15 protein-coding genes are annotated in these 19005 nt (G+C 66.1%); 1 reads left to right on the top strand and 14 read right to left on the bottom strand.

Going from position 1 to position 19005, the window contains the following annotated elements:
- Positions 1-7: 7 nt before the first annotated feature.
- The 11 genes from ACLB6G_RS09140 to katG all read right to left on the bottom strand — a co-directional run bounded on the left by ACLB6G_RS09140 (position 8) and on the right by katG (position 13225).
- Positions 8-559 (bottom strand): nitrous oxide reductase accessory protein NosL, encoded by a 552-nt coding sequence (locus tag ACLB6G_RS09140; RefSeq protein ID WP_410355833.1) that lies wholly within the window; start codon positions 557-559, stop codon positions 8-10.
- A complete protein-coding gene (locus ACLB6G_RS09135) occupies positions 556-1386 on the bottom strand; it encodes an ABC transporter permease (protein ID WP_410355832.1) in 831 nt (276 codons plus the stop codon). The genes ACLB6G_RS09140 and ACLB6G_RS09135 overlap by 4 nt, the downstream gene beginning before the upstream one ends.
- Entirely contained in the window at positions 1383-2297 is a 915-nt protein-coding gene (locus tag ACLB6G_RS09130; RefSeq protein WP_410355831.1) for an ABC transporter ATP-binding protein, read from the bottom strand. Before ACLB6G_RS09130 ends, ACLB6G_RS09135 begins: the two co-directional genes overlap by 4 nt.
- The gene (locus ACLB6G_RS09125) at positions 2294-3577 is read right to left on the bottom strand and encodes a nitrous oxide reductase family maturation protein NosD (protein WP_410355830.1); all 1284 of its coding nucleotides are present in this window, start codon (positions 3575-3577) and stop codon (positions 2294-2296) included. Before ACLB6G_RS09125 ends, ACLB6G_RS09130 begins: the two co-directional genes overlap by 4 nt.
- A 15-nt stretch (positions 3578-3592) precedes the next feature.
- Positions 3593-5491 (bottom strand): TAT-dependent nitrous-oxide reductase, encoded by a 1899-nt coding sequence (gene nosZ / locus ACLB6G_RS09120; protein WP_410355829.1) that lies wholly within the window; start codon positions 5489-5491, stop codon positions 3593-3595.
- Positions 5491-7770, bottom strand: a complete 2280-nt coding sequence (locus tag ACLB6G_RS09115) for a 4Fe-4S binding protein (protein ID WP_410355828.1) — start codon at positions 7768-7770, stop codon at positions 5491-5493. Before ACLB6G_RS09115 ends, nosZ begins: the two co-directional genes overlap by 1 nt.
- Before the next feature lie 122 nt (positions 7771-7892).
- On the bottom strand, positions 7893-8990 hold the full coding sequence (gene modC, locus ACLB6G_RS09110; protein ID WP_410355827.1) for a molybdenum ABC transporter ATP-binding protein: 1098 nt from the start codon (positions 8988-8990) through the stop codon (positions 7893-7895).
- Entirely contained in the window at positions 8987-9685 is a 699-nt protein-coding gene (gene modB / locus ACLB6G_RS09105) for a molybdate ABC transporter permease subunit (protein WP_410355826.1), read from the bottom strand. Before modB ends, modC begins: the two co-directional genes overlap by 4 nt.
- Positions 9686-9689: 4 nt before the next feature.
- Complete coding sequence (gene modA / locus ACLB6G_RS09100; protein WP_410355825.1) at positions 9690-10478, bottom strand: molybdate ABC transporter substrate-binding protein; 789 nt, start codon at positions 10476-10478, stop codon at positions 9690-9692.
- Positions 10479-10553: 75 nt separating this feature from the next.
- The gene (locus tag ACLB6G_RS09095) at positions 10554-10928 is read right to left on the bottom strand and encodes a winged helix-turn-helix domain-containing protein (protein WP_410355824.1); all 375 of its coding nucleotides are present in this window, start codon (positions 10926-10928) and stop codon (positions 10554-10556) included.
- Between the two features lie 119 nt (positions 10929-11047).
- Entirely contained in the window at positions 11048-13225 is a 2178-nt protein-coding gene (katG, locus tag ACLB6G_RS09090) for a catalase/peroxidase HPI (RefSeq protein ID WP_410355823.1), read from the bottom strand.
- 272 nt (positions 13226-13497) lie between these two features.
- On the opposite strand from katG, the gene ACLB6G_RS09085 reads away from it, so the two are divergent.
- A complete protein-coding gene (locus ACLB6G_RS09085) occupies positions 13498-14463 on the top strand; it encodes a LysR substrate-binding domain-containing protein (protein WP_410355822.1) in 966 nt (321 codons plus the stop codon).
- On the opposite strand, the gene ACLB6G_RS09080 is transcribed toward ACLB6G_RS09085, so the two are convergent.
- The 3 genes from ACLB6G_RS09080 to ACLB6G_RS09070 all read right to left on the bottom strand — a co-directional run bounded on the left by ACLB6G_RS09080 (position 14447) and on the right by ACLB6G_RS09070 (position 18913).
- Positions 14447-15952, bottom strand: a complete 1506-nt coding sequence (locus ACLB6G_RS09080; RefSeq protein WP_458543557.1) for a thymidine phosphorylase family protein — start codon at positions 15950-15952, stop codon at positions 14447-14449. The two genes, ACLB6G_RS09085 and ACLB6G_RS09080, sit on opposite strands and share 17 nt — an antisense overlap.
- Before the next feature lie 89 nt (positions 15953-16041).
- On the bottom strand, positions 16042-17412 hold the full coding sequence (locus ACLB6G_RS09075) for an aspartate aminotransferase family protein (protein WP_410355821.1): 1371 nt from the start codon (positions 17410-17412) through the stop codon (positions 16042-16044).
- A gap of 22 nt (positions 17413-17434) precedes the next feature.
- The gene (locus tag ACLB6G_RS09070; RefSeq protein WP_410355820.1) at positions 17435-18913 is read right to left on the bottom strand and encodes an NAD-dependent succinate-semialdehyde dehydrogenase; all 1479 of its coding nucleotides are present in this window, start codon (positions 18911-18913) and stop codon (positions 17435-17437) included.
- Positions 18914-19005 lie beyond the last annotated feature (92 nt).

Genomic DNA, 19005 nt, shown 5'->3' with positions numbered 1-19005 from the left:
TTGCTCCTCAATGGCCGGTTGCCGGATGGTCTCCGTCAACACTGGCGGTCAGGTCCAGGGGCGGGCGGACATAGGCCTGCGGAATGGCGTCGAGCCGCACGGCAACACCGCCCTTGTTGCGGATGAAGGCCTCGGCCTTCTCCTGCGAGCCGAACGGGATGGCTTCGGGAAGTCCCATGCCGCCCAGTTGTTCGCTGTTGATCACAAAGACGGCTTTCTCCGCGTCGATCCAGTTGTCGGCGCCCGGCGTGCTCCAGGATGGCGCCTTGTTCATGTCGCTGACATAGACGGCGGTGATTTCGCCGTCGCGTTCGATGCCCTGGAGATAGGCGATGCCGTCGGTCACCTGCGAGAAGAACAGCGGCTCGTCGAACCCGGCGAGGTGGATCTGCGCCTTCGGTCCGGCATGGTCCAGAACGTACATCTGGCAGAAATGGCCGACGGCTTCCTCGGTCATGGTGACCGGCAGCGGACGGACGGCGGCGTTTTCGCCATTGCAGGCGGACAGGACGGTAGCCATGGCAAGGCTCGCTGCGGCGGCAAGAAGCAGGCGTCTCATGGGGTCAGTCTCCTCAGGAAGTGGCGTCCGGCGGCGAGCAGGGCAGCCAGCCAGAGGCCAAGCACGCCGAGCGCCAGCGCGGGATCGAAGGGAAGGGTGCGCGCCAGGCTGTCGATGCCGGAAACGTCGGCGCTGCCCATGGCGGCGAGATTGTAGATGCGGAAGGCATCGCCCGGATTGGCCATGACCAGCCAGGGGAAGACAGTTCGCGCGAAGAAGCCGTCGGCATCGGCCACCACACCGGCCAGCAGGGCCAGGTCGTAAAGAACGACGGCGGCGAGCCACAGGCCGAAGACCGCTGCGGCGGCCGTTCCGGTGCGCCGCGCCCTGATCGAAACGGCGATGCCGAGCGCCAGGAAGACCGCACCCAGCAGCAGTGCCGTGCCGGCAAGGCGGATCATGGCGTCAATGCCCTCGTTCGCGAAGCCGTAGACCCCGCCCGCAGCCAGTCCGGCGATGGCAAGCCCCGTCACCACGGCGAAGGCCAGCACGCCGAAGAGGCCGAGAAACTTGCCGGCCAGCACCTCGCCACGGCTGACGGGGCTGGCCAGGATCAGTGCCAGCGTGCCGCGCTCGATTTCTCCGGCGAAGCTGTCATAGGCCAGCAGCAAGGCGATCAGCGGCACCAGGTAGACCGAAAGCGTGGCCAGCGCCGCGCTCGCCAGCGTCAGGACGTCGGCCTTCATGCCCGCCGCGCCGACGCCCGGAAAGGCCAGCGCCAGCGCAAACAGCACGAAGACCAGCGTGGACAGGAAGACCCAGCGGTTGCGCGAGGCAATGCGCAATTCGGTCTGCGCGATGGCGAGGGTGCGATGGAGGGAGTTCATGATGCGGCCTCCGGAAGGGCCAGTTGGCTGTAATGCTTGTAGATGTCGTCGAGCGTCGGCATGGCGATCTCGATATCGGTGATGTCGTCGCCAAGGCCGCCGATCCGGCCGAACAGGGCGATCTTGCCGGCCGGGTCGCAGTCGAGCACGACCGACTTGCCGTTGACCCGCCGCCCGCCAAGCTGCGCCTGCACGGCGTCGGCCCGGCCATTGCGCGCCTCGATGCGCACCGACATGGAAAGCCGTGCATCGGCAGCCAGTCGCGCCAGCGTGCCGTCGGCGACCAGCTTGCCTTTCGAGAGGATGGCGACGCGGTCGGTGCGGGCCTCCACTTCCGTCAGCGCGTGCGAGGACAGCAGCACGCCCGCGCCCTCGTCGGCGATGCGGCCGATGATGTCGTAGAATTCCAGCCGCGACACCGGGTCGAGCCCGCTGGTCGGTTCGTCGAGCAGCAGCAGTTTCGGCTTGCCGATCAGCGCCTGTGCCAGGCCGAGGCGCTGGCGCATGCCCTTGGAATAGCTGCCGACGGGCCGTGCCGCCGCGTCCTTCAGCCCGACCAGCGAAAGAAGCCGCGCGCAATCGGCCCGGTCGGCGCTTTTCAGGCGCGTGAAATAGTCCATGACCTCGGCACCCGTCAGCGCCTTTGGAAAGGCCACCTGCTCGGGCAGGTAGCTCACGGCGCGCCGCGCCACGTCCGATCCGGGCGCAGCGCCGGTGATCGTGACCGCGCCGGACGCTGGCTGCAGGAAGCCGAGCACTGTCTTGAACAGGGTGGACTTGCCCGCGCCGTTATGGCCGAGAAGCGCCACGCGTTCGCCCGGCGCCACGGCAAGCGACACGGTGTCGAGTGCGCGCAGCGTATCGAAGTCGAGGGTCAGGGACCGGACCGAAAGCAGGGGTTCGCGGTTCATGACTGACCGCCTTTCTCGTTCTTGGTGGCGGCGGACAGGCCCGCGCCTTCCGGAGACATGAGGGGATGGCTGTCGACGACACCGCCGGGCAGCAGGTTCGGGAAGCGCGACTGCGACCAGCGGATCAGTTGTACCGCCGGGGAGCCGAGCAGGAGGCGCGCCATCGGCTGGCTCCATGTGATATGGTCGATGAGATCGTTCGGCCGGTAGATGCTGTCGGCCAGTCCGTCGCCATTGACGTCGAAGCCGGCATGGTCCGACCAGTAATTGCCGCGCCCGTCCTCGCTCCATTCCAGCCACCGCGTGCCGACATATTTCACCTGTGTGCGGTTGTTCAGGAAGGCATTGCCGCTTATGGCGTTGCCTTCCGATCCCGCGGTGAAATGGACGCCGATGCCGCAGCCTTCGAAACGGTTTCCGGTGAAGCTGTTGCCGTTGGAATTGTAGATGAACAGGCACTTCTCGCCGCCATTGGCGACGGAATTGTTCCGGATATCCGCCTTGTTGGCGAAGTTCATGAAGATCCCGTGCTCGCGGTCGCCGTCCGACAGGTTGTCGCTCACGGTCAGCTTGCGCGAGAACATGAAAGCATAGCCCATGTCGTTGCCGCGCGAGACATTGCCGGTCACCGTGATGTCGTTGGCATACATGGAGTGGAAGGCGAAGCGCAGTTCGGAAAACCGGTTGTTGCGGTAGGTCGCGTGGTGCGAGGTGGTGATGAACACGCCGTCGCGGCCCTTGGCGATCGTGTTGTCCTCGACCAACAGTCCCGGCGCGTTCCAGACATAGATGCCGGGGCCACGCTCGTTCTTGCGCAGGTCGTTGCGCCCGGTGATCGTGTTGCCCCGGACGATGACCTTGCGCCCGCCATGGACATCCACGCCGATCAGGTTGCCGGTCAGGATATTGTCCTCGACCAGTATGTTCTTCGCGGTCTTGGCAATGGCGATGCCGGAGTCGAGATCGTCGAGGCGGATGCCCGATCCCTGGACCGCGAGGCCGGAAATCGTGATGTCGCTGCCCTCCACGGTGATGACCGTGCCCTTGCCTGGTCCCTTGACGAGGCTCTGGCCGTTTCCCTGCAGTGTCAGCGGCTTGGAGATGGTGACGGGCCCGTCATAGGGGCCGTCGCCGAGCCGGAGGACATCCCCCGGCCCGGCCTTGTCGATGGCCTGCTGCAGCGCGCCCGGTCCCGCGGGCACGGCGATCTCGACGGCTCCCGCCCAGGAGGCGGAAGCGGCGAGGCCGGCGGCGAGGGCGATGCGGAGCGCGCTGAGCATGGTCGTCCTCCGGCCTCAGGCTGCCTTCGGACGGACGAGCATGCGGCCGCGCATTTCCATGTGCAGCGCATGGCAGAACCACTGGCAATAGTACCAGTGCACGCCCGGACGGTCGGCGGTGAAGGTGACGGAAGCCGTGGCTTGTGGCGCCAGTTCCATGGCAATACCGTGATTGCCCAGCGTGAAGCCGTGCGTCAGGTCGTCCACATCGTCCATGTTGGTGACATAGATCGTGACCTCGTCGCCCTCGTTGACCTCGAACTTCTCGAGCGAGAAGGACGGCGCCACCGAATGCATGTAGACGCGCACCTTGTTGCCGTCGCGGATGACGTCGGCACCATAGTCGAGATCCACGCCATCCTTTTCGGCCTGGATGCGGGCTTCTTCCCAGGTCGGATCGCCGCGGTCCCAGACCGAGACGGGATTGACCAGATCGGTGCGAACGATGATGCAGTCATGCGGCTCGGCGAAGGTCGGGCCGTCATGCACCAGTTTCATCTCGTCGCCGGATATGTCGATCAGCTGGTCGTTCTCCGGCTTCAGCGGGCCGACATTGAGGAAGCGGTCCTTGGAGAACTTGTTGAGCGAGATGAGGAACTGGCCGTCGGCATCCAGCGTCTCGCCCATCGTGGTGTGGTTGTGGCCCGGCTGGTAGTGGACGTCGAGCTTCTGCACGATGGGGTCCACGTCCTCGCCGGCAAAGGCGCGCTTGGCCTTCTCGATGTCCCACTTGGCCATCTGGCTGTCGAGGAACAGCGTCGTGTAGGCGAAGCCGCGGCCGTCGAATGCCGTGTGCAACGGTCCGAGGCCAAGCTGCGGCTCGGCGACGACGGCCGAACGCGGCTCCGCGCCTTCGAACACCTGGTCGAGCAGGTCAACGTCGATGACGGTGACGGTGGGCGACAGCTTGCCGTTGATGCACAGGTGCTTCTTGTCCGGCGCCATGTTGCAGCCGTGCGGGCTGTTGGAGACCGGTATATAGGTGGTGTAGCGCGATCCGTGGCGGCCATCGATGACCGGCACGCCGTTGTATTCCTTGAAGTCGCCGGACGCGACGGCTTCCTCGATGCGCTTGATGTTGAAGACGACGACCCAGTCCTGCTCCTTTGACGTCATTTCCGCCAGCGTCACGCCGTTCTCGGAATTGTAGCAGGTGGAGAAGGCATACTTGCCCTTGTAGTCGGCGTCGCAATTGTCGAGGTTGCCGTCGACGATCACCTGCCACTTGATCTCCATCGTGTCGCCGTCGATGGCGCTGAACAGCGAGACGTATTTCGACGGCTCGTCGAGGATGATGCCGTCATTGGGCAGCGGGATGCGATGCTCGCCATTGGCGAAGACATAGCCGGTGCGCGGATATTTCTGCGGGCGAAGGCCGTGAATGTCCGACGTGTTGGGGATCTCGATGATCTTGTCGGTCTTCATCACGTCGCAGCGGATGCGGGCGACGCGTGTATTGGCCTTGTCGTTCACGAAGATATAGCGCCCGTCATAGGTGCCCTCGGTGAACGACATGTGCGGGTGGTGCAGGTCGCCATTCTGATAGGACTTCATGTTGCGCTTGGCCAGGAACTCCCGGGTTTCCGGCAACAGCCCTTCGGTGAGGATCTTGAGGCTCTCGTTGGTCGTGCCCCATCCCGTGGCGCTGCACTTGTTGAACACCGGAATGCGCATCAGTTCGCGCATGGAGGGCAGGCCGATGATGCGCACCTCGCCGGACTGGCCGGACGACCAGAAGCCGTAATAGCTGTCCAGTTCGCCCGGGTGGACCTCGCGATAGGCGCCTTCCGCGCGGGCCTGGCGGGTGGCGGCGAAGAGCGCGCCGCTGCCCGTGGCCATCATGGTGCCGGCGACGGCGGCGCCGCTGGCGGTTGTGCCGAGCAGGGCGCGGCGGCTGATCTTGTTGTCACTCATCACAGAGTCTCCTTCTGCTTTAGGGATTGGGAAGCCTCGGCCGCGGCCTTCGGCTTGTAGGTGACACCCGGCTGGCCCTTGCCCGAGGCGGGGGCGATGCCGATGGACCGTTCGAGGCGCTCGCGTTTCTTCACGCGGGTCACGACGACGGGGCATTTGGTCTTGTGCTGGTAGAGAACCTGGCAGTTGAGGCAGGAAATGCACTCGTTCGGGTTGATCTCGCCGGTCGGGTGGATCGCCTGGACAGGGCACTCCTTGGCACAGAGCTGGCAGGGATTGCCGCATTCCTTGTAGCGCTTGAGCCAGCGGAACATGTGCAGCCGCGCGGGGATGGCGAGGCCGCCGCCCAGCGGGCAGACATAGCGGCAATAGAAGCGTTCGATGAACAGCCCCGGCGCCAGCATGGCGAGCGCGAACAGGACATAGGGCCAGGGACGGTCGAACTTCAGGATGATGGCTGTCTTGAAGGGCTCGACCTCCGCGTAGTGCTCGGCCATGTCCAGCGAGTAGAGCGACATGCCGAACAGCCCGAGGAAGATGATGTACTTCACCGGCCACAGCCGCTCATGCAGGCCCCAGGGCAGGGTGATCTGGGGGAAGCGCAGCAGGCGCGCGAGCTTGTTGGACAGTTCCTGCAGCGCGCCGAACGGGCAAAGCCAGCCGCAATAGGCCCCGCGCGCCCAGAACAGCAGGGCGGCGGCCACGGCGAACCACAGCACGAAGATCAGCGGGTCCATCAGGAAGGTTTCCCAGCGGAAGTCGCTGACCAGCGCAGAGAACACCGCCAGCACGTTGACCACCGAGAGTTGGGCATTGGCATACCAGCCCACGAAGACCAGCGTGAAGACAAGGAACGAATTGCGCACGATGGCGAAGACGCGGTCATTACGCGTGGCAAGGGACTGGAAGAAGAAGATGCCGGTCAGGAAGGCAAGCGCCACGCCGAGCACGATGATCTGCGGCTGCTTGGCCTGCCAGATCCTGGCCCAAAGGGCGTCGCGGATGGCGGAAGCCTCATGCGCGCTGTCGCTGCTGTCGCCCGGAGAGGCTGCTGTCGCCGGAGCGGCCATCGTCTTGACGAAGCGGCCGGGCAGCGAATAGCCGAGGTCATAGGTCAGGAAGAGCTTCTCGATGGCGCCCACCGGACGGTGCAGCAGCAGTTGCAGCCGCCAGGGTTCGGCCGGATCGAAGCCGGCATCGGCGGGGATGATGAACAGGTCCGTCTCGGTCATGTCCGGCGCGCCGTCTGCCGCGATGCGGCCGAGGCGCTTGTGCTGGCGGTCGCGGAAACGGATGGAATTCTCGCCCTGGATGAGCTGGAACCGGTCGAAGACGCCGCCGCGCACATAGCCGGAGCCCTTGAAGGACCAGCGCCCGTTGCCGGCGACCAGGATGGCTTCCTCGCCTTCCTTCAGCATGGCCCTCAGGTTTTCGTATTCGCCGTCGCCCAGCAGGCTGCGCCCGATGGAAGGCTGGCTGACCAGCGCCGTCCAGACATTCACATAGGGGTCTGAATCGGGACCCGGTTCAGCATGGCGCGCGGTGCGCGGGTCGCCGAGCGCGGCGAAATCGGCGTTGACGGTAGCCACGTCGAGGGTGAAGTGGCGCACCGATCCGTCGCCGGTCAGCGTCTGCCAGTCCTCCACCGTGTCGACGGTCCGGTCGAGCAGGCGGGAGGCCTTCGCCGCGCCTTCCTCCGGTGCCAGCCCGCCCAGCGACAACGCTCTTGCCACCTTCAGCCCGGCGCGCAGGATGGAATCGTCGATGATCATGATGGTGACGGTCGCGCCCGACACGATGTCGAGTTCATGGTCCTGTTGCCCGGCCGCCGCCTTTTTCAGATCGAGGCCGGCATAGCCTTCCGTCACCTCGCGGATGCGCGCGTCGGGAATGCCGACCAGCACGATCGGCTCGGAATGCTTGACCAGCCGAACGCCCGTGATCACCGCCTCCGTCGAGACGCCGCCCAAAATGTGGATCGGCTTGCCGGAATAGCCGGCGGTCGGCACGAAGTCGGAGGTCAGGAACACCCAGCCGATCGTCTCGCCGTTCTTCAGGGCGGGCACGACTGCCAGGTCGTCGCGTGCCGGGCCATAGGCGTCAGCGCCGGGCACCAGGTCTCCCGGTGCCGCCAGTTCGAGGAACTTGCCGACGAGCGGCGCCGCCATGCCGTCCTGTGGGGCGGTGAAAACCGTCAGGACGGCGGCAAGGAAGATGGCCAGCAGCCGGACATGGCCGCGTCGCAGGAAAAGGAAGGTGGAGTATAGTGGACGGGACATACCCGGCTCCGGATCGCGTTTCGTCTTTCGATCCGCAACCTATTGATTCAAGCAGGACCTGAATTTGCAGTTTCGCAAACAAATCCGCGAAGCCGGGCGGCGCGTTGTCCGGCGCCCCTGTGTCAGGCAGTCGGGGCCTGTCCGCCGATGTCGGCCGGCGCCACTGACACGGTCTTGATGACCGCATGGACTGGGACCCCCGGCGATAGCCCGAGTGCCGCCACGGAACGCCGCGTGACACGGGCCAGGACGCGTCCCGCCGGCGTGTCGACGGCGACCATGGCGCCCGGACCTTCGCCCTCGCGGATTTCCGAAACGGTGCCTGCAAGGATGTTGAGTGCCGACAGGCCCTCGGGCCGCTGGCGCGCGAGTATCACGTCATGCGCGGCGATGCGCACACGCACGGCCTTGCCCGGCGCCTGGGCCAGATGTGGCAGGAACAGCGCCATGCCGCCCGCTTCCAGTTCGCTCAGCCCGTCGCCGTGATGGCGCAGCACCCGTGCCTCGATGAGCGCGCCCGCCTCGCGCGAGCCGAGCGGCGTGACGGACGGATCGCCCAGCACGTCACCCGGCGGGCCCTGGCGCACCACCCGGCCATCCTCCAGTGCAACGACGGTGGTCGCCAGCCGTGCCACTTCCGAGGCCGAGTGGCTGACATAGAGGATCGGAACGGCGACCTCGTCGCGCAGCCGTTCGAAATAGGGCAGGATCTCCGCCTTGCGCGCCTCGTCGAGCGCCGCCAGCGGCTCGTCCGCCAGGATCAGGCGCGGCGAACACAGCAGCGCCCGCCCGATGGCCACGCGCTGCTTCTCGCCGCCCGACAGCAGCCCCGGGCGCCGGTCGAGCAGATGACCGATGCCCAGCATCTCGACAATGCGCGCGGGCTCTTCGCGTCGCGCGCCGAGCGGTGCGAACCAGCGGCCATAGGCAAGGTTCTGGCGCACCGTCAGGTGCGGGAACAGCCGACCTTCCTGAAACACCGTGCCGATGCGGCGGCGATGCGGCGGAAGCGCGATGCCGCGCGCCGTGTCGGTGAGGATGTCGTCGCCGAGCGCTATCCGCCCTTCATCAGGACGCAGCAGGCCGGCCACGGCCTTGACGATGGTCGATTTGCCCGATCCGGACCGGCCGAACAGCACGGTGACGCCATGCGGCGCCTCGAAGGAGGCGTCCAGCCGGAAACCCTGGAAACGGTGTTTCAGCGTGACCGACAGCATCAACCGCCCCCGACCCGCGCGGCCACCCGCCGCGCCACGAATTCCGAAAGCAGCAGCGCCGACATGGCGACGATGATGGCCACGATGACGAGACGCGCCGCCGAGGCTTCGCCGCCCGGCACTTGCAGGAAGGCATAGACGGCCGATGGCAGCGTCTGTGTCTGGCCGGGAATGTTGGAGACGAAGGTGATGGTCGCGCCAAACTCGCCCATGGCCTTGGCGAAGGCGAGGATGGCGCCGGCGATGATGCCCGGCAGGATGAGCGGCAGCGTCACGGTCAGGAACACCCAGGCCGGGGACGCGCCGAGCGTGGCGCCAGCCTCCTCCAGTTTCGGGTCGACAGCCTCGATGGAGAGGCGGATGGCGCGCACCATCAGCGGAAACGCCATGATGGCCGCCGCCAGCACCGCGCCGGTCCAGCGGAAGGCGAAGACGATGCCGAACCATTCGTCGAGATACTGGCCGATGAAGCCCTTGCGGCCCATGGTCAGCAGAAGCAGGTAGCCGGTGACGACAGGCGGCAGGATCAGCGGCAGGTGGACGATTCCGTTGACGATCTGCTTGCCGGGAAACTGCCAGCGTGCGAGCCCGTGGGCCACGAGAATGCCGAATGGAAGGCTGACCAGCGTCGCCACGCCTGCCACGCGCAGCGAGAGAGCCACCGCCTGCCATTCTTGCGGGGAAAGCCAGTCCGTCACGCGATCACTTCAACACGCTGAATCCCTGTTGGGTGAAGGCTGCCTTTGCCGTTTCCCCGGAAAGGGCTTCGAAAAAGGCCCTGTCTGCGGGATCGGCGGCGTCCTTCAGCAGAATTGCCGGATAGACGATCGGCGGATGGCTGTCAGCAGGAAAGGTGCCGACAACGGTGACATTGTCGGATGCCGCCGCGTCCGTGGCATAGACGATGCCGTAAGGCGCTTCGCCGGCGGCCACCAGCGACAGCGCCGCGCGCACATTGTCGGCCTGCGCGACCGAAGGCGCGAGCGAATCCCAAAGGCCGAGCGTGGTGAGCGCGGCCTTGCCGTAAATGCCGGCGGGCACGGAATCCACCATGGCCATGGCCAGCTTGCCGTCACCCAGAAGGGCGGGCAGGTCGAGACCGGGCGTTATCGTGACCGGTTCGGCGCCCTTGCCATGGGCGATCAGCACCAGCGAATTGGCGAGGATGTCGCGACGCCCGCCGTCGGCAACGAGACCGGCTTCTTCCACCGCATCGGCCCAGGCCATGTTGGCGGAAATGAAGATGTCGGCAGGAGCGCCGGCGATGATCTGCTTGGCCAGCGCGCCGGATCCGGCATAGGAGATCGTTGCCGTGTTGCCCGTCTGTGCCTCCCACCGCGTTGCAAAGTCGTCCAGCGCGTTCTTCAGCGATGCGGCGGCGAAGACGGACACGTCAGCGGCCCTGGCCGGTACCTGCACTGCAGGCAACAGGCAGGCTGACAGCGCCGCGATGGCCACGCGCCGCAGCCGGTTCCCGATCTTCAGCGGCATGATCGTTGGCACCCCTTTTGCGCAAGCAATATGTTCGGTGGGAAATATCGCAGGGGATCGCGGGGGAGGCAAGCGTTATTTTTTGCCGGACATATCGCTTAGCATCGCCTGCAGCGTTGCGATCCGGCCGGCATTGGCAGCGGCGGTCTCGTCCTCGATGGCACGGTAGAGGGCAAGCACCTGCTCCCCGGCCGCCGTCAGGCTGGCGCCGCCGCCCGAGGTGCCGCCGCGCGAGCTTTCCACCAGCGGGTCGCGGAAAAAGCCGTTCATCGCCTCCACCAGGCTCCAGGCGCGCTTGTAGCTCATGCCCATGGCCCGGCCCGCCGCCGCGATCGAGCCGGTGTCGCGGATGCGCTCCAGCAGGTCGGCCTTGCCGGGCCCGAGCATGGCATCGTCGCCAAACAGGATGCGCAGGCGCAGCCGGGGCGTATCGGTCTTGGTCTCGTCCATGGAGGAGATATGGCAGCAAGCGTGCCCGCCGGGCAAGGCCCGGTCAGGTGGGCGGCCGTCTCGCAAAGCAAAAGGGGCGGCCGCAGCCGCCCCTCGTCACCGTTCGTGTCTCGCGCCGGTCAGGCGGTGAGGTCGAACCGGTCCGCGTTCATCACCTTCACCCAGGCGGCGATGAAGTCCTTGACGAACTTCTCCTCGTTGTCGTCCTGGGCATAGACCTCTGCATAGGAGCGCAGGATGGAACTGGAGCCGAACACCAGGTCGATGCGCGTGGCGGTCCACTTCACCGCGCCGGTCTTGCGGTCACGGATCTCGTAGATGTCGCCGTCGCCCTTGTGCCAGCTGTTGGCCATGTCGGTCAGGTTGACGAAGAAGTCGTTGGTCAGCTGGCCTTCGCGGTCGGTGAAGACGCCATGCTTGGTGCCGGCATAATTGGCGCCGATCACGCGCATGCCGCCGACCAGCGCCGTCATCTCAGGCGCGGTGAGGCCCATGAGCTGGGTGCGGTCCAGCATCATCTCTTCCGGGCTGACCACGTAGGTCTTCTTCAGCCAGTTGCGATAGCCATCGGCCAGCGGTTCCAGCACGTCGAAGGAAGCCGCGTCCGTCATTTCGTCGGTCGCGTCACCACGGCCCGGCGCGAACGGAACGGTGACATCATGGCCGGCAGCCTTGGCCGCCTGCTCGATGCCCACATTGCCGGCCAGGACGATGACGTCGGCCACCGATGCGCCCGTTTCGGCCGCGATCGGCTCCAGCACGGACAGGACACGCGCGAGGCGCTCCGGCTCATTGCCTTCCCAGTCCTTCTGCGGGGCAAGGCGGATGCGCGCGCCATTGGCACCGCCGCGCATGTCGGAACCGCGATAGGTGCGCGCGCTGTCCCAGGCCGTGGCCACCATGTCGGCGACGGAAAGGCCGGAAGCCGCGATCTTCGCCTTCACGGCGTCGACATCGTAGCCGGTGTTGCCGGCGGGCACCGGATCCTGCCAGATCAGGTCTTCGGCCGGGATCTCCGGGCCGATATAGCGTGACTTCGGACCCATGTCGCGATGGGTCAGCTTGAACCAGGCCCGCGCGAAGGTGTCGGAGAAGTAGTCGAAATCCGCCATGAACTTCTCGCAGATGGCCCGGTAGGCCGGGTCCATCTTCATCGCCATGTCGGCATCGGTCATCATCGGCATGCGGCGCACGGAAGGATCGGACGCGTCAACCGGCATGTCCTCTTCCTTGATGCCGACGGGCTGCCACTGGTTCGCGCCGGCCGGGCTCTTGGTCAGTTCCCACTCGTAGCCGAACAGCAGCTTGAGGTAGCCATTGTCCCACTTGGTCGGCTCTGTGGTCCAGGCGCCCTCGATGCCGGACGTCACCGCGTTGGCGGCCTTGCCGTGCATGTTCGGGTTGGCCCAGCCGAAGCCCTGCTCGGTCACGTCGGCGGCCTCCGGGTCGGCACCCAGCAGGCCGGCATCGCCATTGCCATGCGCCTTGCCGACGGTGTGGCCGCCGACGGTCAGCGCCGCGGTTTCCTCGTCGTCCATGGCCATGCGCGCGAAGGTCTCGCGCACCTGCGCGGCCGTCTTGAGCGGATCGGGCTGGCCGTTCACGCCTTCCGGATTGACGTAGATGAGGCCCATCTGCACGGCGGCCAGCGGGTTCTCCATCGTCGCGGGGTCTTCCACGCTGTCGTAGCGGCTGTCGCTCGGGGCGAGCCATTCCTTCTCCGCGCCCCAGTAGATGTCCTTTTCGGGATGCCAGATGTCCTCGCGGCCATAAGCGAAGCCGAAGGTCTTCAGGCCCATGCTTTCATAGGCGACGTTGCCGGCCAGGATCATCAGGTCGGCCCAGGAGATCTTGTTGCCGTATTTCTTCTTGATCGGCCAGAGCAGGCGCCGGGCCTTGTCGAGGCTCACATTGTCCGGCCAGGCGTTGAGCGGCGCAAAGCGCTGGTTACCCGTGCCGCCACCGCCGCGGCCGTCAGCCAGGCGGTAGGTGCCGGCCGAATGCCAGGCCATGCGGATGAACAGGCCGCCATAGTGTCCCCAGTCGGCCGGCCACCAGTCCTGGCTCTCCGTCATCAGGGCATGCAGGTCCTTCTTGAGCGCATCGTAGTCGAGCGACTTGACCGCCTCGCGGTAGTTGAAGTCCTTGCCCAGCGGATTGGTCTTCGTGTCGTGCTGGTGGAGGATGTCGAAGTTCAGCGCATTCGGCCACCAGTGCATGTTCGACGTTGCCACGGCGGTCATGCCGCCATGCATCACCGGGCAGCCGCCCGCTTTTTCTGTGTTCTTCACGTCCATGTTTGTCTCCGGTCGTGCTCGTGTTCGAAGGGAAGTCACTGGTCAACAGCGATGAGAAAGCACGAAGGCAATCCGTCTCCCGTTTCGGTCCATCCTTGCTGCGATGCCATGAAACAGGCATACCAGCCGGACCGGACGCTGTCCTCCGCGCGGTTTCAGGCCGCCGGAGATCAGACGGAATGCCGTTGTCGGTTCCTCCTCATTTGGGACCATACCAAAGTGCGGCGATTAAATTAAGTTGTATTTCCTGATTGGAATGATAATTTCAGCTTATGAGAAACGTGACGCTCAAGCAGTTCCGTTATTTCGAGGCCCTGGCCCGCCACGGCCATTTCGGCCGCGCGGCCGAGGCCTGTTCCATCTCGCAGCCCGCATTGTCGATGCAGATCAGGGAACTGGAGGAATCGCTGGGCACCGAGCTTTTCGAGCGCCACGCGCGCCAGATACGGCTGACCAGTTTCGGCGAGGAATTCGCCGTTCGAGTGCGGGAAATCCTGCGCTCCGTCGATGAACTGGGCGATCTGGCCCGCGCGTCGCGCGAACGCCTCGTCGGCCGCCTGCGCATCGGGATCATTCCCACCATCGCGCCCTATCTCCTGCCATGCATCATCGCCGAGCTTTCGCGCCTCAACGAGGGCCTGGAAATCCAGGTTCGCGAAACGCTGACCTCGCGGCTCGTCGAGGAACTGGCAGCCGGGCGAATCGACACGGCCATCGTCGCGCTTCCCGTTTCGGAACCGGCCCTGACGGAAGTGGCGCTCTTTTCCGAGACCTTCGTTCTTGTCCGGCCGGCTGCTGACGAGGACAAGCCGGTGCCCGATCGCGAGGGTCTGCGCGAAATGCGCCTGCTGCTTCTGGAAGAGGGCCATTGTTTCCGTGACCAGGCGCTCTCGTTTTGCAACCTGCACACCACGCGTCCGCGCGAATTGCTGGACGGAAGCGCGCTCTCGACGCTGGTGCAGATGGTCGGCGCGGGGATCGGCGTGACGCTGATCCCGGAGATGGCGGTGCCTGTCGAGACCGGATCGGCCGCGGTATCGGTCGCCCGTTTCAGGGATCCGCAGCCCTCGCGCACCATCGGCATGATCTGGCGCAAGTCCAGCCCGCTGACCCGGCAGTTGCACCAGATCGCAGGGGCGGTTCGCCTTTGCGGGGAGGCGGCGCTGGAAAGGGTGCGCGCAACGGAAGGGCCGGGCAGTGCACGCCGGGCGCCGTCGCGTCTTACGACCGCAGGGTGATGATCCCGTCGTGACCCTGGACGAAGGCGAGGGCCTGGGCCAGTTCGCCGACCGACTGCGAATGCAGCGTCAGGAGCGGCTGCCCTTCCTCGACGATGTCGCCGGCCCGCACATGCAGGTCGAGGCCTGCCGCCTTTTCCTCGGGCGCGCCGGCAAGGATCGCCGCGCGCGAAAGAAGCCGGTTGTCGAAGGCGTTGACGCGGCCGGGGGCCTGCGCATGGACGGTCTGGCGATGGCGCGCGGACGGGGGCTCGGACATGCCGCCCTGGGCCGCGCAGATCGCCTGGAATTTCATCCAGGCCCGGCCGCTGGCCAGCGTCCGCTCCGCCAGTCCTTCGCCGTCGCCTTCCGCAGCCTTTCCTGCCAGTTCCAGCAGTGCACCGGCAAGCATCAGGGCCTTCGCGCGCAGATCCCCCGGCGCCTCCGCCTCGTTGCGCAGCACTTGCAGCACGTCGCGTGCTTCCAGCGCGGGACCGATGCCCCGCCCGACCGGATGGGCGCCATTGGTCCTCAATACGCGCAGATGCAGCCCGAAACGCCGGGCGACGTCCAGCAGCGTCCGCGTCAGCGTCTCCGCTTCGCCGGCACTGCGGATCTTCGCCGACGGTCCGACGGGAAGGTCGATCACCACGTGGGTCGCGCCCGCCGCGATCTTCTTGGAGAGCACCGAGGCGATGAGCTGGCCGTGGCTGTCGAGGCCCAGCGCCCGTTCGATGCGGATCAGGATGTCGTCGGTCGGGCTGAGATCCACCGCTCCGCCCCAGGCGATGCAGCCGCCCTCGCTTTCCACCACCCGGCGCATGTGGTCCAGCGTCAGGTTCACCGGCGCCAGCGTCTCCATCATGTCGGCCGTGCCGGCAGGCGAGGTGATGGCGCGCGAGGAGGTCTTGGGTATCGTCAGGCCGCAGGCCGCCGCAATCGCGACGACGATCGGTGTCGTGCGGTTTCCCGGGAGCCCGCCGACGCAGTGCTTGTCGGCGATGACGCCTGGCGGCCAGGTCATTCGCGCACCGGTGTCGACCATGGCCGCTGTCATCGCCGCGATCTCGTCCGTGTCAAGTGTCCGGGCCGCGCAGGCGGTGACGAAGGCGGCAAGCTGGATGTCGGAATAGCGCCCGGCAACGATGTCGCAGAGAATGGCCTCCATCGGCACGGCGTCGAGCCGGTGACCGAAGACTTTCGCCCGCACATGCGACATGGAATCGATGGTCTCGTCCTTGCGGATCGAGGCCAGCCCTCCGTCCTTTGCCCTGATGCCGTGCCAGGCGGCTTCGGAAAGGCCGGCCTCGTCCGGCCCGATCAGGCCGCCGGAGACCAGGTTGAGGCGCGCGGTGATGGCCTTGCCGCGATGGCTGACCAGCAGGCGGTCCGGCGCCGCAAGGCCCAGCGTTCGGCAGGCCGGGCTCGCGCCGTCGAGATAGACGATTGCCTCCCCGGCTGCATCGATGCCCGGCCGTCTGAGCCTGAGTTCCACGTCCATCCCGGTCATGCCCGTTGCTGCCAATGCCGATTCGGACCGGCAAGGTGTGACCGTTCCCGCCGCCGGTCAAGCGCGCCGGGGTGGACGCCGGCGCCCTGTCAGCCGAGCACGGCCTTCACCGCGTCGGCGGTTTTGGACACCACCTCGTCGGCCTCGGCGCGGGTCAGGCAGAGCGGAGGCGCGAAACCCAGTATGTCGCCCTGCGGCATCGTCCGTCCGATGACGCCGCGTTCCAGGAGCGCGGCGGTGACGGAAGGCGTGATCTTGCGCGACGCATCGAAGAAGCGCCGGTCATCCTTGTCCTCGACGAATTCGACGGCGCAGAGCATGCCTTCGCCGCGCACGTCGCCCACATGGGGATGGCCGGCAAGCGCGTCCTTCATGGCCGCGTTGAACCAGGCGCCGGTCTCGCCGGCATTGGCCACCAGGTTCAGGCTGTCGATGAGCTTGAGATTGGCAACGCCCGCCGCCGCGCCGATGGGATGGGCCGAATAGGTCCAGCCATGGCCGATGGGGCCGTTCTCGTCAGTGCCCTTTTCCAGCACCGCCCAGACCTTGTCGGAGACGATGGAGCCGGACAGTGGCGCATAGGCGGACGTCAGGCCCTTGGCGATGGTGATGATGTCCGGCCGGATGCCGTAATGGGTGGAGCCGAACATGGTGCCGAGCCGTCCGAAACCGGTCACCACCTCGTCGGCGATCAGCAGGATGTCATGCCTTTCCAGAACCGCCTGGATGGCCTCCCAGTAACCGGCCGGCGGCGGCACGATGCCGCCCGTCCCCAGCATCGGCTCGCCGATGAAGGCGGCGATCGTGTCGGCGCCCTCGCGTTCGATCAGGGCTTCCAGTTCAGCCGCGCAATGGGCGGTGAAGGCCTGCTCGTCCATCGAGCGGTCGGCGCGGCGATAGAAATAGGGCGCTTCCGTGTGCAGCACCTGCGCCAGCGGCAGGTCGAACTTCTTGTGGAACAGGTCGAGGCCTGTCAGCGAACCGGTCATCAGGCCGGAGCCGTGATAGCCGCGCCAGCGCGAGATGATCTTCTTCTTTTCCGGCCGGCCGAGGATGTTGTTGTAGTACCAGACCAGCTTGATGTTGGTCTCGTTGGCATCCGACCCGCCAAGCCCGAAATAGACCTTGGACATGTTCTCCGGTGCCCGGTCGATCACCATCTTTGCCAGCGTGATCGAGGCTTCCGTGCCATGGCCGACATAGGCGTGGTAGTAGGCAAGTTCTTTCGCCTGCGCGGCAATGGCCTCGGCGATCTCGGTGCGCCCGTAGCCGACATTGACGCAATAGAGACCGGCAAAGGCATCCAGCAGCCGGTTGCCGTCGCGGTCCTCGATGAAGACGCCGGATCCGCCGCTGATGATGCGGTTCGGGCTTTCGCCCCGCGCGTGCTGGGCGAGATGGGTGGACGGATGGAAGAAGTTCTCCCGGTCCCACTGGTCAAGCTGGTCGTTCTTCAGCATCAGTCTTTCCTTCCGGTTTCGGTCATGCCCAGTCGCGGCAGACATATTTGACGTCCATGAACGCGGCCATGCCGAGCCGCGCGCCTTCTCGGCCCACGCCAGACTGCTTCATGCCGCCGAAGGGTATGGGCGCGCCGGTCACCTTTGTCCGGTTTACCGCCACCATGCCATATTGCAAGGCGCGGCTCGCGCGGTAAATCCTGCGCGGATCGCTCGTATGCAGATAGGCGATCAATCCGTATTCGCTGTCATTGGCCCGCGCGAAGGCTTCTTCTTCCGTGTCGAAGGCGGCGATGGCCGCCACCGGCCCGAAGGTTTCCTCCCGCATGATCAGCGCGTCGGCCGGCACGTCGGCCAGCACCGTCGGCTGAAAGAACAGCGGCCCGGCATCATGGCGCTTGCCGCCGCAAACGAGCCGTGCGCCGCGATCAAGGGCGTCCGCCACATGCTCTTCCTGCTTGGCCACCGCCTTACCGTTCATCAGCGGCCCGATATCCGGATCGCAAAGGCCCGGGCCGATGGTCAGGGTCTTTGCACGCTCGGCAAACCGGGTGCAGAAATCCTCACAGGCGCTGCGCTCGACCAGGAAACGGTTCGCGCCGAGGCAATCCTGGCCCGAAGTCGCGAACTTGGCTTTGATGGCCTCTTCAACGGCATGGTCCATGTCCGCGTCAGCGAACAGGATGAAGGGCGCATGCCCGCCCAGTTCCATGACGATGCGCTTCACCGTGTCGGCCGATTGCCGGTAGAGCAGCCGTCCGACTTCCGTGGAACCGGTGAACGACAGCGCGCGCACGCGCCTGTCCGCCGTCCAGGCCGGCACGATGTCCGTGGCATGACCTGTAACGACGTTGAACACGCCCGGCGGAAAACCGGCCCGCTCGGCCAGTTCCGCCAGCGCGGTCGCGGAAAGCGGTGTCTCGTGCGACGGGTGGATGACCACGGTGCAGCCCGCCGCCAGCGCGGCGGCAGCCTTTCGCACGATCATCGCATTGGGAAAGTTCCACGGCGTGACGAGCGCGGCCACGCCGACCGGCTCCAGCCAGACCTCGACCTCCGCGTCAGGCAGATGCGACGTCACGCTCTCGATGTTGGGGCGCTTGGCTTCTTCGGCATAGAATTCGGCAAAGGAGGCGCCATAGTCGATCTCGCCGCGCGCTTCGGACAGGGGCTTGCCCTGTTCCAGCACCATCAGCGCCGCCAGGTCCTCGCGCCGCTCGCGCATCAGTTCGAACCAGCGTTTCAGGCAGGCCGAGCGCTGCTGCGGCAGCAGGCCGGCCCAGGCCGGAAACGCGGCGTGCGCGGCATCGGCGGCTTGCCGTGCCTCGTCCGTGCCCATGGCCGCGACATGGGCGATGATGGCGCCATCGGCCGGATTACGCACCTCCATCGTCGCGCCGCCTTGCGCCGAGACCCAGGCCCCGTTCACGTAGGAAAACGTGCGCAGGAGCTTGGGATCGCCGAGCCGGACCGGCAGCAGTCTCTTGTCGCTGTCCTTCATGAAGCGCCTCCTTGTGCCTTGATATGGCGTGACGGGCTCCACGATAGGGGCGAAAGCGGCGGCGTTTTCACCGCAATCAGATTGTGCGGCAG

This window comes from Zhengella sedimenti (genome assembly GCF_046506625.1).
GTDB classification, from domain to species: domain Bacteria; phylum Pseudomonadota; class Alphaproteobacteria; order Rhizobiales; family Rhizobiaceae; genus Zhengella; species Zhengella sedimenti.
This window is presented reverse-complemented; position numbering and strand designations above follow the sequence as displayed.